The following is a 13,610-nucleotide window of genomic DNA, read 5'->3' as shown; positions in this document are numbered from 1 at the left end:
GTTGGCGCACACCAGGGCGTCGGGGCGGTCGTCCCACAGCTGGTCGACGGCGGCCTGTTCGGGGCGGTCGGCGAGGAGGTAGACGCGGCCGCGCTCGGTGAGCAGGCGGCCCTTGCGCTCGGCGGTCTGGAACTGGCCCGGGTGCAGGCCGCGGCCGACGTCCAGGGCGGCCCCGGCGTCCTTGAGGGCCCAGTGCACGCCGACGGCGTACAGGTCGACGGCGGCCGGGGTGAGCGGGAAAAGCCGTCCCGCGGGGGGCTGCGCGGGCAGGTTGCGGGCGGCGCGGCGGGCTTCGCGGATCATCGTCAGGGCCTGGTGGCGGTCGCCGGTGCGCGCCGCGGTGTAGGCGGTGGTGGCGAGCATCTGCGCGTAGGCCGAAGTCTGGGCGTCGGTGCGCAGGCCGGTGCGCTCCACGGTGGTCAGGGCGGTGAGGGCGTGGCGCTGGGCGGCGGCGGGCTGGTCCTGGTGGCGCAGCACGATGGCGAGTTCGCGGGCGGCCGCGGCGGTGGCGAGCGGGGAGCTGGACCACTCGGCGTAGGTGGCCGCGCGGTCTGCGGCGAGCCGGGCCTGCGGGTACTGGCCGGTCTTGATCAGGACCTGGCTGGCCAGGCTGTATGTGACGGACAGGCGGGCGAGGTCGGTCGCGTGGCGGCTGCGCGCGGCGTGGTGGGCGTCTCCGAGCAGGCCGTGCAGGTCGGTGAGGAGGCGGGTGTAGTGGCCGGCGTCGAAGTGGCGGCGTCCGGCGGCGAGCCGGGTATCGAGCGGGACCGGGGAGCCGGTGGGGTCGGGCGGCGCGGCGAGGGCCTGGTCGAGACTGAGCAGGGAGGCGGGCGCGGCGAGGCCTGCGGCGGCGAGCAGTGTGCGGCGGCGCATCAGGTCCTCCGTGGTCGAGCCTGACCCTTCCGCCGTCACTGTAGTGGCTGAGGGGGCGCCGAGTTGTAAGGACGCCGCCAGAACACGGGCGGGCACGCCGACCGCCCGCGCGGCGGCCACCACCAGGCCCAGGTCGCTGGGGCGCGCTCGTCTCTCCAGCCTGGAGACGGTCGCGGCCACGCACCCGATGCGAGCGCCCAGGTCCGCCTGCCGCCATCCGTGCGCCTGTCGGCCTACCCGGATCAGACCTCCACAGTGGTGCTCGGCGACGAGCTCGAGGACCCGTGTGCTCTCCCAAAGGGAATCGGCGCTCACGGCACCTCCACGCCTCGCGCGCCGGGCTGGTCCACCCAAGGTAGAGAAGGCGGTGGCCGCCGTACAGAGCGCGTGCAGGATGCGCAAACGATCTTGAGGCGGTGTGGCGATCACGTCGCGGTCGCGCGCAGACTCGCATTACCAGGAGCGTGGAGGAGGGGCCATGGCGCACCGACAGCAGGGCAACGGTCAAGTTGGTGGCGATTACTCATCGCCAGGTGATCCCGGAAACCCGATGCCGGCGGAGCCGGAGGCGACGGACCTGCCTGGTGATGTAGACGAACCTGAGGAGCCGCCCGAGGAAGAACCTCCGGAAGGGCCGGGTAGCTGACCCGGCGTCCGGGGTGGTTGCGGTGGCGACCGCGGAGCAGCTGCGGGCCGAGTGCGCCCGTGAGATCGACCGGTACGAGTACGGCCACTTCCACAACCGTCCGTGGCTGCGGGAGGCCTTCCTCACGGTGCCACGCGAGGCGTTCGTTCCTGAACGGGTGTGGTGGCCGCACCGCAGCCCTGAGGACGACAAGTTTCCCCTCATCAAGCAGAGGGAGGCTCCTGTGCGGTGGCTGCGGGCGGTCTACCGTGCTCGGAGCCCGTTGATCACGCAGATCGCTGACGGCGCGGTCCTGCCTGATGGGCCGACCGACTGCCCGGACTTCAGCGGCTCGATCTCCTGCCCGGCCGTCGTGGTGAACATGCTGCACCACCTCGACCCGCGTCCCGGGGACAGGGTCCTGGAGATCGGCACCGGCACCGGGTACAGCACCGCCCTCCTGGCCGCGCGGGTCGGAGCGGCCAGCATCACCTCGATTGAGATCGACAAAGACCTTGCTGCGCATGCCGAGACCGCACTGCGGACCGTCGGCTGCACGCCGCACCTCATCGTCGGGGACGGCGAGGAGGGATACCCGCCGGGGGCTCCGTACGACCGGATCATCTCCACCGTCGCGGTGCGGCAGCTCCCGCAGGCCTGGGTCGACCAGGTCCGGCCCGGCGGCGTGATCCTGACTCCCCTGGACACTCCCTTCCAGTGCGACGGCCTTGCCCGCCTGACCGTCGACGGGCAGGGGCGGGCGACGGGTTGCTTCGTCGGGGCGGTCGACTTCATGAAGACGCGTGGGCAGCGTGGGCACCGCAGTTACGCCGAGCTCGGCTGGCCGACTTGGGACGGCTACCAGGTCACGGTGGAGTCGGGTGAGCAGCGTATCCGCACGAACTCCTGACGAATGCGGGTCCCCACGGAGTCATCGATGGCCGTTGCCGGTGCGGAGAGCGTGGTCCATTACAGGATGTGCCATCGCAAGTCGTGGTCCTCTTGGTGAAGGCCCTCTACGCGCCGCTGTACTTCGTGGATGCTCTCGGGTGCGTGGTGTGTCTTGCGCGCGTTCGTCGTGATCATGCGCAGTTCTCGGAGGTCGCGGAGGGTCGGGTAGCCGGGCAGCGCGGTGACGTCGAATCCGTAGGCGGCGGCGAAGTCCTTGTAGTGGTCGAGGCCATGGCCGAACCGGCGGCAGTGCACCTCGATGGTGACCAGGTCCCACTCCGGGTGGCCGTAGGCCACGGTGTCCCAGTCGATCAGGACAGCCTCATCCCCGTAGTGCAATGCGTTGCGGTGCTGGGGATCGCCTTGCAGAACGCCGGCGGGCAGAGCGAATTGCACCGCGTCGAGTTCGGCTTCGAGCCGATCGACTCGGTCGCTCAGCAGACGGAGGGTAGCCGGAGGCAGGGAGGAGATCGCGTCGATGGACCTTCGGATGGCTCGGATGTTGTCGTGCTGCGGGAGGTCCATGGGCGGAGCGGGCAGGTTGTGGAGGGTGAGCAGGGGCTTGGCGATCTGCGCGGCGCTGACGGGCCGGTCCGGCTGAGGGAGGTAGGCCCAGATGGTGACCGGGTGTCCGTCTACGAGGAGAGGTTGCTCCAGCCCGGGGTACAGGGGGCCGGTGGGGAAGCCGCGGTCCATCAGCCACCGCACGAACGCGGTGGTGCGCTGGACGGTCGTGAAGGGGGTCCCGCGGCGGGCGATCTTCACCACCGCGTGAGCGTCGGGCAGCAGCACCACGGCGTTGGTGTGGCCGCGCAGCAGGCGGGCGTTCGAAGGATCAAGCCATGCCGCCTCGCATGCGTGGTTCAGGATCTGGTGCAGTTCGGGTTCTTCGAACCCGCCGGGGGCCGGCGCTGGAGCTGTCATGGGGTTCAGGCTCGCTGACAGGTCGCGGCGATGTCACGTGCGGCCCTTCGGCAAGGCGAGGATCTCCGTGAGCTCCCGTGCGGCTCGTCCGCCTCGTATCCCTGGTGGCAGTACGCCGAGAACGTGGCGGGCCCGTTCCTCCAGGATGTGGGTCCGGTGGCTGGCAGGTACCTGGAGGAAGGTGGTCCCGGCGAGTTGGCATGCCTCGGCGGGGCTGCGGTCTTGTGCCAGGCAGATGGCGGCCTCCAGCTGGAGCAGGGCGGGGTCGATCCCCGTCCGGGCCGGGTACAGGGCGAGTGCCTGCTCCTGTGCTTTGCGGGCCTGACTGCTGCGCCCCAGGGCTGTGTAGGCGCCGCTCAGGTACAGGTGGAGGCGCCGCTCGGGGAAGGCGAAGGCGTCGTCCTGGTCTCCGTGGTAGCAGTGTTCGTACATGCGCTGGGCGGCGGCGATGGCGGCTTCCGCAGCGGCCGCGTTGCCTTGGCGGGCGAGGGCGCGGGCTTCTGCCGCAGCTGCGAAGGCTGCCGTCGGCGTCTGGCGTCCACGGGAGAGCAGCCTGGCCTCGCGCCCCAGGACGACCGCGCCTTCCAGCGGGCCGTAGTAGTACGGCAGCATGGCGCGCTGCGCGCGGACGCGGGCCCGGAGTTCCAGGTTGCCGCTGTCGTCCGCCGCTGTCTGGGCGGTGTCGTACCAGGCTCGGGATGGGGTGAGCCGGCCCAGTTTCATCAGTGCGTCGGCGATCAGAGTGGCGAGCACCGCGGTCATCTCCGACAGCCGGACTTGGACTGAGGCGGGCTGCCGGTCGGCAGACAGGCCTTTGACCTCCTCCATCTCATGGAGGAGGACGCTCAGCATGTCCGTCGGCGCAGTGTAGAGGTACTGCCGTCGTACGTCCAGGAGGCGTTCGTCGAGCAGGTCCATTTGAGCGGCGCTGACGCTGGAGAGCGCGAGAGTGCGGTCGACGGAGCGCCGGGCAGCATCGATCCGGTCGGTGAGCGGGTCCGGGGCGGGGAGGCCGCTCGCACTGGAGGCCGTGGCCCGTTGCGGGTGGGTGTCCGGTGGCGTCGGAGGGGCCGCGAGGCCGATGTCGTGCGCCGTGCAGTCGTACAGGCGGCACAGCAGGTCGATCGCTTTCCGCCGCGGCTGGTGATCGCCGAGCTCCCAGAGCCGCAACTGTTCGGCATCGGTACGCGGCGCGGTCAGCCCCAGAGAATCCGCCATGTCACGTAGATGGCCCACGGCTTCTGTCTGGGTCCAGCCCCGGGCAAGGCGATGAGCTCGCAGCGCGCTGACGTGGCAGCACCGATGGATCTCCAGCACGATCTCCGCAACGCTGTGCCCCGCCTCGTTCCCGCTCTCGCGGATGCGCTTGGCACAAGAGGGATTGTGCGGTTGCGAGCGCTGTTCCATGAGCCGAACTCCCTCCGCCATCACATGGCACGAGCGTAGTGATCGGTTCACAACTCTGCGTCGAGAATCCGTGACTTTTTCACGGTTGGGTGGGGCGAGACCGTGAATCCGGAGACGCCAACCGTGACTCCCGCTCGGTTCACGGTTGTTGCTGTCAGCGGCCGCGAGGAACCTTGCTCACCCGGATCTCTCAGACCAGGTCAGAGCGGGGGCGGGACACGATGGCAGGCACACGTCAGGAGGCGATGCTCGATGCACGGCGTCCCCTTCCCCTTCCTCAAGGCTCCCGCCCGGCCGCCGGCGACATGAGCGAGCTGGCAGCCGTAGTCCGCTCCCTGCGGGATGCGAATGACGATGCCGTGCGCGCGATCCTCACCTTGACTGCTGACGCCGAGAGGGTGGTATCGGTGGGGGTCCTGTTCGACGTCGTGGTCTTCTCCGCGGGGCGCCGCGGCCTCGCGGTCATCCACGAATTGGACGTCACGCAGCGTCCCGGCTGCGGGCCCGTCATCGCCTCGATGAACGACGCGACCGGCGCGGACCAGTACATCGCTCTGGTCCCGCCGCGCACCGCCCGGCGCTGGTCCTGCTGTGAAGGTCAGTGCTTTGGCGGGGGAACGATCCGGGTGCCGCCGTCCGCCCGGCAGGCTCCGCCCGGCCTGTACTGGATGCGGCCCTTCGACGGGGCGCGGCAGACCCACCTCGTCGGTCCCGTTCTGCTGCGGCAGGCACTGGAACGGCATCGCCCCCGCCCGTCGCTCCCCGGCGGGACCAGGGCACTGCGAGCTGCGTGACCCAGCACTCAACACCGACGCTCCCCTTCCACCAACCCCGTTGACACGTTCATTCCCCTCGTGAGGCCTCGATGTCCACCCCTCCCCCACCGGGCTGTGACCCTGGCGCCCGGCCCGCGCCTGCGGCCGGACCAACGCTCGCCGCGCTGGACTCTGCCGTGAAGTTCTTCGAGACAGCCCTGCCTCCTGTGAGCGGGTCCCAGCGGACTGCTCGCACGATCACACGTGCCCGCCTGCCGCTGCTGGGCTGGTCAGGTGATATCGACGAGGCGGCGCAGGTGGTGTCCTGGCTCGTGGACAACGCCGTTCGCTACGGACTCGATCCGCAGCGTCCGGCCCTGCCGGTGGAGCTGCGCTTGGGCGTGACGGCGTCAGGCGAGCTGATCATCGCGGTACGGGACGCGGCCTCCAGCTTTCCGGACTTCGCTGAGATCGTCAGCGGAGCCCTGGCGCCGCAGGGGCCCACCGCGGTGCCGTTGTCCAGTCTGTACCGGGCGCGCCGCGAGTTCGGGGCGCGGATTGCCTGTTGCACGGATCCGGAGTCGAACACGAAGACGGTCCAAGTGACCTTGTCACCTCACCCTCGCTCCCTTCCTCAGGGGGGTGTGGGATGACCTACCGCGCGCAGACGTCTCCGCTTGTGTGGGATGCCCGCTACGCCGCCGGGATGGACGATGCGCTGCTCAGCCAGAACGAGCTGGAGCGTTTCTTGAAGTTGGCGCCGTCGCCGCGCGGGCGGAGGGTGGCCGACTTCGGGTGCGGTACGGGGAAGTGGACGCGCCAGCTCGCCCAGTGGGGCGCACAGGAGGTCACCGGATACGACTCATCCCCCGAGGCGCTGCGGCTGGCCCGCCGGCACGAGCGCCCCGGGGTGACGTACGAGTCGTACGACGTCAACGGCGACTCCATCCCGTCCACCTTGCGGCCCGGAAGCCTACACCTGGTCACCTGCCGATACTCCCTGGCCTACTTCGACATCGAGCAGTTCCTCACGGATGTCGCCCGCTGGCTGACCTCGGACGGCGCCCTGTACGTCCTCACCCCGGTCGCCGATGAGCAGCCCGCCACCTCCTCGCCGTCGGCGGACGAGGACCCCTGCCGGCGCGCGCTCCCGCGGGCCCAGCTCAACAACTTGCTCGGCACCACCTGGTGGGCCCGGCAGCGTTGCCAGCACGATCGCGCCGCGACCACGATCGTGCTCCAGGGCCCGGTACCGCCAGCCCCGCTGTCCCCGGCAGCGCGTGCTCGCCTGGCGCCTCTGCGGCATTCCCCTCGACACGATGGAAGGTCGTGACACGATGTGTGAGCATCAGCCGCCGTGCCCCACGGCAGAGGCCTCCGACCGAGAGGCGGCGCAGGCTCTCGCGCGACACCCGGAGCAGGGCTGGGCGCTCCTGTGCAACGGCGTCGTCCTCTTCGACGACACCGGAGAGCTGCTGCCGAACGGCGAGATCATCGCTCCACACCGGGCCACCAGCCTGGCGGTTGCAGCATGACCGGCGACCGCGGTGACACCAGGCGCAATGGGCTAGGGCACACACGCGTCGGGGGCAGCGTCGTGCAGGCCAGGACGATCGGCGCCGTACATCTGCACACCCCCGCTCCTGACGCGCCGCCTGCGCCGCGTCAGCTCCTGCCGGTTCCTGCCACGTGGACGGACCGGCGAGCCGCACTGCGGGACCTCGACGCGATGGCCGCAAACCGCCCCGATCATGCCTCCGCGCTCGTCGTGGTCTCTGGTCCCGGCGGAGTGGGCAAGACAGCACTGGCCAACAAGTGGCTGGCCCAGCACGCCGCGGACTGCACGGCCGGGTATCTGTACGCCGAGCTGACCCGCCGACCCGCAGAAGGCGGGGACGCTGTCGCCCGCCAGGTGCTGCGCCACTTCCTGGCCTCGCTGGGCCACGCCCCGGGCACGGATGACGTCGACGGCCTGGCCGCATGGTGGCGCTCAGCCAGCTATGGCCTCCGCCTCGGCATCCTCTTGGACAACGCCGGTGCGCAGGACGTCCTGCCGCTGCTGCCCGGCGGGCCGGGCCATCTGGTCGCGGTCACCTCACGCGAACCCCTGGATCCCATGGCCGCCCACGGGGCCATCCCGTACCCGTTGGGGCCTCTCGAACCCGCTGTGGCCGAGCGGCTAGTGGCCCGGATCGCCGGGCGGGAGCGCGTACGCGGCCAACAGGCGGCACTGGGAACGATCACCGCACGCTGCGCTTATCTGCCCCTGGCGCTAGTGGTGGCCGCCACCAGCGTGTCCGCCCGCCCGGCACAAAGACTGTCCGTCCTGGCCGACGCCCTGTCGTACACCCACGCTTCAACACCTCATTTGGAAGGAAATCGGGCCGTGACCTCCGTCGTGGAACAGGCCTACGACGCCTTAACCGATGCCACCGCCCGCAGGGCCTACCGGCTGCTGAGCACGGTGCCGCTGGCGGAGTTCGACACCGACACCACCGCCCACGCCCTGGATCTTCCCCCAAAGCAGGCGGATGCCGTTTTGCATGAGCTCGCCGAGGCCCGCCTGCTGGAGCCCCTCGGCGAACGGCCGGGCCGCAGCAGCACCGTCTACCGCTTCCACGACACGGTCCGCCCCCACGCGCAGCGCCGCGCGCAGGAGGAGGACGCCAACGCCGCGGTGGAGCGGACGGTACGTGGCGTCGCCGAATGGCTTCTGGCCACCTTCACCCGCGCCGAACAGCTGCTGACCCCCCACCACCGCGTACTCGACCGCTCCCTGACACGCATCATTACGCCCGTCGCCTTCGACCAGGGCGACGGCGACGAACGACGCGGTGCGCGCATGTGGGTCGAGGCCCACATGCGCGACCTGGACCTGATCGTGCGTGAGGCCGCGCACCGGCAGTGGCACGAGATGGTCTGGCAGCTCGTGCACGCGGCCTGGCCGGGCTTCCACATCCTGCGCCTGCTGGAACTCTCCTACGACCTGCACAAACTGGGCGTCAAGGCCGCAGAGGAGTGCGGGAACCCAACAGCGCTGCGCGAGATGCTCACCACCGGAGCCCTCGCCCTGCGAGGCCTGTACCGGTACGAAGAGGCCGCCCAGTGGGCCGAGCGCGCCCGCATCCTCGCCCGCGCAGGCAGAGACCGGCGCAGCGAGGGACAGGCCACCCACGAGAAGGCTCTCTGCGCGAAGGGCCAGGGCGACCGGGCTACCGCCGTCGCGCTGCTGCACGAGGCTCTGGAGATCCGAGTCGAGCTCGGAGACCGGCGGGCTGTGGCACTGACCCGTATCATCCTGGGCCAGATCGACCTGGAGGACCGGCGCCCCACCGCGGCGATTGACCATGCAGGTGCGGCCCATGTCGAGCTGCGCTCCCTCGGCGACCTGATCAACGCAGGCCGCGCGGTGCTCGTCCTCGCACAGGCCTATGCCCGGATCACACCGCCGTCCTCCCGCCAGGTGTCGGATCTGCTCGACCTGGCCGACGCCGACTTCCACGCACCCGGCAGCCTGTCCGGCACAGCCCAACTGCTCCGGCTGCGCGGAGACCTCGCCGAGCAGGAAAACGACATCGACGCCGCCCGCTCGCACTACACGGCAGCCCACACGATCTACCAGCAGATCAGCCCGCACGACGCCGACCAACTCGCCAAACAGCTCGCCGCCCTGCCCGGCCAGCGCGCCTCGCCCGCCTCCTGAATCCGCGCTGGCCACCGAACGCCGCCCGGTGCCGGAACGTGACGGGTCCCCGGCGCCGAGCGGTCCCAGACCGGGCTTCCTCCCCCGATCCCTCCGGCAACCGCCGCGCCCGTGCCCGGCGGTGCTGGAAGTGCGGTGGAGGAAGCGGCGCCCGTCGGGCCGCGGGACCGACACCAAGGGCGCCCCGGCCGCCACCACGCACAGCAACGCGGCGGCCGGCCACGCCCTCTCCGCCAGCCTCCTGTGGGGGATCAGGCTGGCGGAGAGGGCGGCACCCCGGCCCGCGCCTTCACCCCCGACGGCTGTCAAGGCGCCTTGCAGCATCTGCAATTCCCCTGCACGCCATGCGAGTTGATCACTAGGCGAGGCTGTCCCGCGCTGTCATGAATCTACGGAGCGCATCACCCGGCTCCGGGCCGGGACGACGGCCCGGAGCCACAGGAGCAGCCACTGACACACTTCACCGCGCAGCCGACGCACCCGACCCGTACCCGGCTCATTTCCCACCGTGAAGGGGGCGACAAGGTGAGTGACAAACGCACTGACCTCTGCCAAACCGAACGCCTGGCCCACGCCTTAAGCCTGGTGAGCCCGCCGCTCGGCGTACTCGACCACGACATATTGCAGAAGCTGGAGCTGCTGCTGATCGCCCCCGATCGGATGCGGGGCTGGCTGGAACAGCACTGCGCCCCGTACGCAGGGCGGATCCACGTCACCGGGACGCTGGAGCGATGCCTGGTCTTCATCGAGTGCCCGGATGGCCGCTGGGCGGTAGCCGATCTGTCCGGCCAGGCGCATGCCACGCGCGCGTGGCCCGCCTGGGCCCGCGACCAGATATCGCTCGACAGCCCCGAGCAGTGGCTGTCCCTCGCCGACCTCGACGACCGCGTCGTGAAACGGCTGTCGAGGCCGCGGGTCCTGCTCGCCGCGCTCTACCACCGCGAGAGCTTCCCGCTGCCGCGCTTCCCGCTGGGAATCAGCGCCGTGGTCCGCGCCGCCCGCGCCACCCTGACGGGGGAGGTCACGCTCGCTGACATGCAGCTCGGCGTCACGCTGAACGGCCTCGTCAAACAGGTCACCGTCCCGACGGCGACCACACCGCCCGGAAGGACGAACTGCCTCCTCACAACCGGCCTGCCGCAGGTCTCTAGCGGCTGCTCGCCCCCGCCATGACCGTCATGACGGACCAGGCCGAGACCTGGGAGCTTCCTTCGGTGGCCAAGAGCAGCCTGGACGACGCCGGGGAGAACGCCTTCAGCGTCACCGCGATCGTCTTGTCCCCCAACAGACCGCACCAGACGGTGCACGTGCTGCTCCAGGACACGAACGCGGATGCCGCCCGGGACAAGGCCCGCCTCCACATCCAGCGTCAGCACCCCAGAAACACCGTGGTGATCGCCCGGGTGTGGCTGCTGGCACCGACTTCGCCGGCCCGTCAAGGGGCCGTGCCATCCCCGCACAACGCGTGCGGGACGTGAACGCCGAACCCCCGATCCGCCGCCGCGGTGCTGCTCTGGAGAGCAGCCCCGTCGGCGGACACACAGAAGAGTAAGGAAGGGAACGTGGTCGCCACAGTCCGTGAACGGCGCGCAGCCGCACATTCAGCTCCACGACCGGTGCCGCCTGCCCCCCGCTCAGCAGACCCTCGCCACCGAGACGATGCCGTAAGCCTCGCCGGTGAGGGTGTGAGGACGCGTCCGCATTGTGTAGGGCGATGGCCAGGGTGCGGGCTAGGCGAGTGCGGTGCCGTGGATGGTGATGGCAGGCGGCAGAGCGCGTACGCGTTCCCGCAGGTCCGCCACGGTCGCGGTGTCGACGGATGCGAGGCTGGCGGTCAGGTCGGCCAGGCGGGCGCGCGCCGTCGAGCGCAGTCGCGCGGGCGGGTGCTGCTCCAGGACGGCAAGGGCCCGCTCGGCTGCATCACCGGGTCGGGAGAGGGCCTCGGCCTGCGCCAGGGTCAGCGAGGCGGCCGCCCAGCCCGGAGTGCCGGGCGTGCAGGCAGCCAGCGAGGATTCCGCCGCGGCCATCGCCTTGTCGGTGCGGCCCGACACCCGCTGCGCTTCGGCCTCGTGAAGGCGGTACTCGGCCGAGTCGAAACCGTAGCGCCCGGGGGCGGCGCCCTCGGGGTCCGCTTCGAGTTCGCGTGCCGCGTCGGCGAGGGCAAGGTCGGCCTCCTGGGCGCGCCCGAGGGCTGCCAGGGAGGGTGCTTGTGCCCAGGCCTGGAGCTGAGCTCGGGGCAGTCCGCTCGGGGCGAGGGCGAGGCCGCGCTCGGCGTGGTTCAAGGCCGTCTCGTGATGGCCGGCGGCGCGGGCCACCATCGCCTGTGCTCCGCACGCCCAGGCCGCCAGACGGCTGTCGCCGGTGCGTTCGGCGCAGGTGGCGGCTGTCGTGAGGTGTACACGCGCGCCGCTCAGGTCCTCGAGGTGAAAGGCAGCGTTCCCAAGGAGGCCGGACAGCCATCCTGCGGAGCGGCGCAGCCCGGCGGCCACGGGCTCGGCGGGCGTGAGGGCCAGGGCGCCGGTCAGCAGTCCGCGCGTCCGGTATACCTCCTCGAACAGCACGTGCGGGGCATGGCGGCTGTAGTTCAGGGCGTAGTGCTCGGTCACCTCGTCGGCCTGGTCGACGACGGCACTGGTCGCCGTACCGGCGGCCAGCAGCGCGAGCTGCAGGGATTCTCGGACGGCGGGTAGGCCGGCGGCAGTGGTCATCGTCACCATCATTTCCGGTGCGAGAAGGGCACACGCATCTGCTGCGCTGGCACTGTACCCAGCGGACGGGTGGTACACCGCGAGCCGTACGCCCCTGTCGAGGCCGAGCTGATCGGGACGGGCCTGATAGACCGCGCACAGCGCCTCGACGTAGTCCAGGCTCGGCCAGGCATCGGCGTCGTGCTCCCACCGGCAGAGCATCGCCGACGACAGCCCTGGAGGACGCAGGCCACGGGAGCGGTAGAGCGCGGCGATCCTCGCGATGGTGCGGGGCCGTTGCCAGCCGAGGGCGAGACGCCAGGCCTCCAGCGGGTGCACCGTCGGCAGGGCCGCCTGGATCGCGGCGGCCACCTGCTCAACGCCGCGTTCCTCAAGACGGCAGCGCTCCCGGATCTCCGCGGCAGCGTACCGGATTGCATAGCGGTGCGTACGGCTCATCGTGGTCATGCGCCCACCCCCGGATGCGAGGCTGACTCCCCGTCACCGTACCCAGCAGCAGGGCCGTGCGGCAGTCCCTGGGGTCCCACTGGTATTGCGGGTGATTGCCTCTCAATGCGGGTGTGTGCAGTCCCCGCTGACGTTGCGTCGCGGGCGGTTCACGATGACGACACATCGCTGCCCAGGCCGACGCCGGGAGCAGCGTGCAGATACCACCCGTATGCCCACCCTCGGGCTGATTCACCGCTCCAGGAGCACCACTTCTCTCTCGTTGTTGCGCCATCCACTTCCACGGTCTGGAGAGTGACGATGACAAGCCCTCACCCGGCGGATATACGCTCGGCCGCCGCACACGTCGCCCCTCGCACGTGGTTGGTCACTCCGGGGGTGACCCCCGGGCGCTTCGAGGCCTCCAGGAGTTCGGGCGCTGATGTCGCCCTGCTGGATCTGGAGGACTCCGTCCCCGGCCTCGCCAAGGACTCCGCTCGCGCGGACGTCCTCGGCTTCGTCGGCGGGATCGGCGGGGGCGGTGAGGATGGTCCGGCGGTGCTGGGAGTGCGGGTGAACGCGCTGGGCACCGTGCACGGCTTGAAGGATGTGGTGGCCCTGGCCGACTCCGGGCGGTGGCCCGCCGTGCTGCTGCTGCCCAAGGTCGAGGCCGCGCGCGACGTCGAACTGGTCGCGCAGATCGCGGATACCGGCCAGGGCGAGTGCCGGATCTGGGCGCTGATCGAGACGCCGCAGGGCATCCAGCATCTGGCGGCCATCCTGTGCGCCCCGCACCTGGCGGGGGTGCTGTTCGGGGCGGGCGACTACGCCGCTGCTGCGGGCTGCAGGCTCACCAGCAAGGCCCTGTGGCATCCGAGAGCGGCGCTGGCTGCCGGGGCGGCTGCTGCGGGCCTGCCCGCGGTCGACAGCCCCTACTTCGATCTGTGCGACCTTGACGGGCTCCGGCAGGAGGCCGAGGAAGCCGTCGAGCTCGGATTCGTCGGCAAGGTTGCTGTGCATCCTGAGCAACTCCCGGTCATTCAGGCGGTGTTCCAGCCCGACCCGTGCGACGTGGCGGTCGCGCGAGCCGTGGTCCGCGCTGCTGACGCCGCCGACGGAGGGATCACGACGGTCGATGGCCGCATGGTGGGCCCGCCGCTCGTGACGGCCGCCCGCGCCCTGACCGCCCGCGCGGGTGATGAGCCCGCTCCCACCTCACCTTCGGAGGTCCCCTGTGA

The 13,610-nt window shown here is 70.8% G+C and carries 13 protein-coding genes; 9 read left to right on the top strand and 4 right to left on the bottom strand.

Annotation, left to right across the window (positions count from 1 at the left end; all coding sequences use genetic code 11):
* The coding region (locus ACFWZ5_RS40160; protein ID WP_384892207.1) for a multiprotein-bridging factor 1 family protein at window positions 1–1,188 on the bottom strand (1,188 nt) is incomplete at its 3' end.
* Window positions 1,189–1,541: 353 nt separating this feature from the next.
* Here ACFWZ5_RS40160 and ACFWZ5_RS40155 point away from each other — a divergent pair.
* Window positions 1,542–2,408, top strand: a complete 867-nt coding sequence (locus ACFWZ5_RS40155) for a methyltransferase domain-containing protein (protein WP_384892203.1) — start codon at window positions 1,542–1,544, stop codon at window positions 2,406–2,408.
* A gap of 59 nt (window positions 2,409–2,467) precedes the next feature.
* Here the strand turns inward: ACFWZ5_RS40155 and ACFWZ5_RS40150 are convergent, their stop codons facing one another.
* Together ACFWZ5_RS40150 and ACFWZ5_RS40145 are read right to left on the bottom strand one after the other, a co-directional pair.
* A complete protein-coding gene (locus tag ACFWZ5_RS40150; RefSeq protein ID WP_384892200.1) occupies window positions 2,468–3,373 on the bottom strand; it encodes a phosphotransferase in 906 nt (301 codons plus the stop codon).
* A gap of 33 nt (window positions 3,374–3,406) precedes the next feature.
* On the bottom strand, window positions 3,407–4,591 hold the full coding sequence (locus tag ACFWZ5_RS40145) for an XRE family transcriptional regulator (RefSeq protein WP_384892197.1): 1,185 nt from the start codon (window positions 4,589–4,591) through the stop codon (window positions 3,407–3,409).
* 494 nt (window positions 4,592–5,085) lie between these two features.
* Between ACFWZ5_RS40145 and ACFWZ5_RS40140 the strand changes: the two genes are divergently transcribed.
* The 7 genes from ACFWZ5_RS40140 to ACFWZ5_RS40110 all read left to right on the top strand — a co-directional run bounded on the left by ACFWZ5_RS40140 (window position 5,086) and on the right by ACFWZ5_RS40110 (window position 10,716).
* A complete protein-coding gene (locus ACFWZ5_RS40140) occupies window positions 5,086–5,574 on the top strand; it encodes a hypothetical protein (protein WP_384892194.1) in 489 nt (162 codons plus the stop codon).
* Between the two features lie 158 nt (window positions 5,575–5,732).
* Window positions 5,733–6,188 carry a hypothetical protein gene (locus ACFWZ5_RS40135; RefSeq protein WP_384892191.1) on the top strand — a complete coding sequence of 152 codons (456 nt, stop codon included), beginning with the start codon at window positions 5,733–5,735 and terminating at the stop codon, window positions 6,186–6,188.
* 53 nt (window positions 6,189–6,241) lie between these two features.
* Complete coding sequence (locus tag ACFWZ5_RS40130) at window positions 6,242–6,868, top strand: class I SAM-dependent methyltransferase (protein WP_384892188.1); 627 nt, start codon at window positions 6,242–6,244, stop codon at window positions 6,866–6,868.
* 4 nt (window positions 6,869–6,872) lie between these two features.
* Window positions 6,873–7,070, top strand: a complete 198-nt coding sequence (locus tag ACFWZ5_RS40125) for a DUF5999 family protein (RefSeq protein ID WP_384892185.1) — start codon at window positions 6,873–6,875, stop codon at window positions 7,068–7,070.
* Window positions 7,071–7,132: 62 nt separating this feature from the next.
* The gene (locus tag ACFWZ5_RS40120) at window positions 7,133–9,238 is read left to right on the top strand and encodes a hypothetical protein (RefSeq protein ID WP_384892182.1); all 2,106 of its coding nucleotides are present in this window, start codon (window positions 7,133–7,135) and stop codon (window positions 9,236–9,238) included.
* A 525-nt stretch (window positions 9,239–9,763) separates the two neighbouring features.
* Window positions 9,764–10,411, top strand: coding sequence for a hypothetical protein (locus ACFWZ5_RS40115; RefSeq protein WP_384892180.1), 648 nt, complete (start codon window positions 9,764–9,766; stop codon window positions 10,409–10,411).
* Entirely contained in the window at window positions 10,408–10,716 is a 309-nt protein-coding gene (locus ACFWZ5_RS40110; protein WP_384892177.1) for a hypothetical protein, read from the top strand. The genes ACFWZ5_RS40115 and ACFWZ5_RS40110 overlap by 4 nt, the downstream gene beginning before the upstream one ends.
* Window positions 10,717–10,968: 252 nt before the next feature.
* Here the strand turns inward: ACFWZ5_RS40110 and ACFWZ5_RS40105 are convergent, their stop codons facing one another.
* Window positions 10,969–12,393 (bottom strand): Twin-arginine translocation pathway signal, encoded by a 1,425-nt coding sequence (locus ACFWZ5_RS40105; protein WP_384892175.1) that lies wholly within the window; start codon window positions 12,391–12,393, stop codon window positions 10,969–10,971.
* 378 nt (window positions 12,394–12,771) lie between these two features.
* Here ACFWZ5_RS40105 and ACFWZ5_RS40100 point away from each other — a divergent pair.
* The coding region (locus tag ACFWZ5_RS40100; RefSeq protein ID WP_384892172.1) for an HpcH/HpaI aldolase/citrate lyase family protein at window positions 12,772–13,610 on the top strand (839 nt) is incomplete at its 3' end.

Source organism: Streptomyces sp. NPDC059003 (genome assembly GCF_042740445.1).
Taxonomy (GTDB): Bacteria; Actinomycetota; Actinomycetes; order Streptomycetales; family Streptomycetaceae; genus Streptomyces.
Note: the sequence above shows the minus strand (reverse complement) of the source record. Positions and strands in the feature narration are given on the sequence as shown.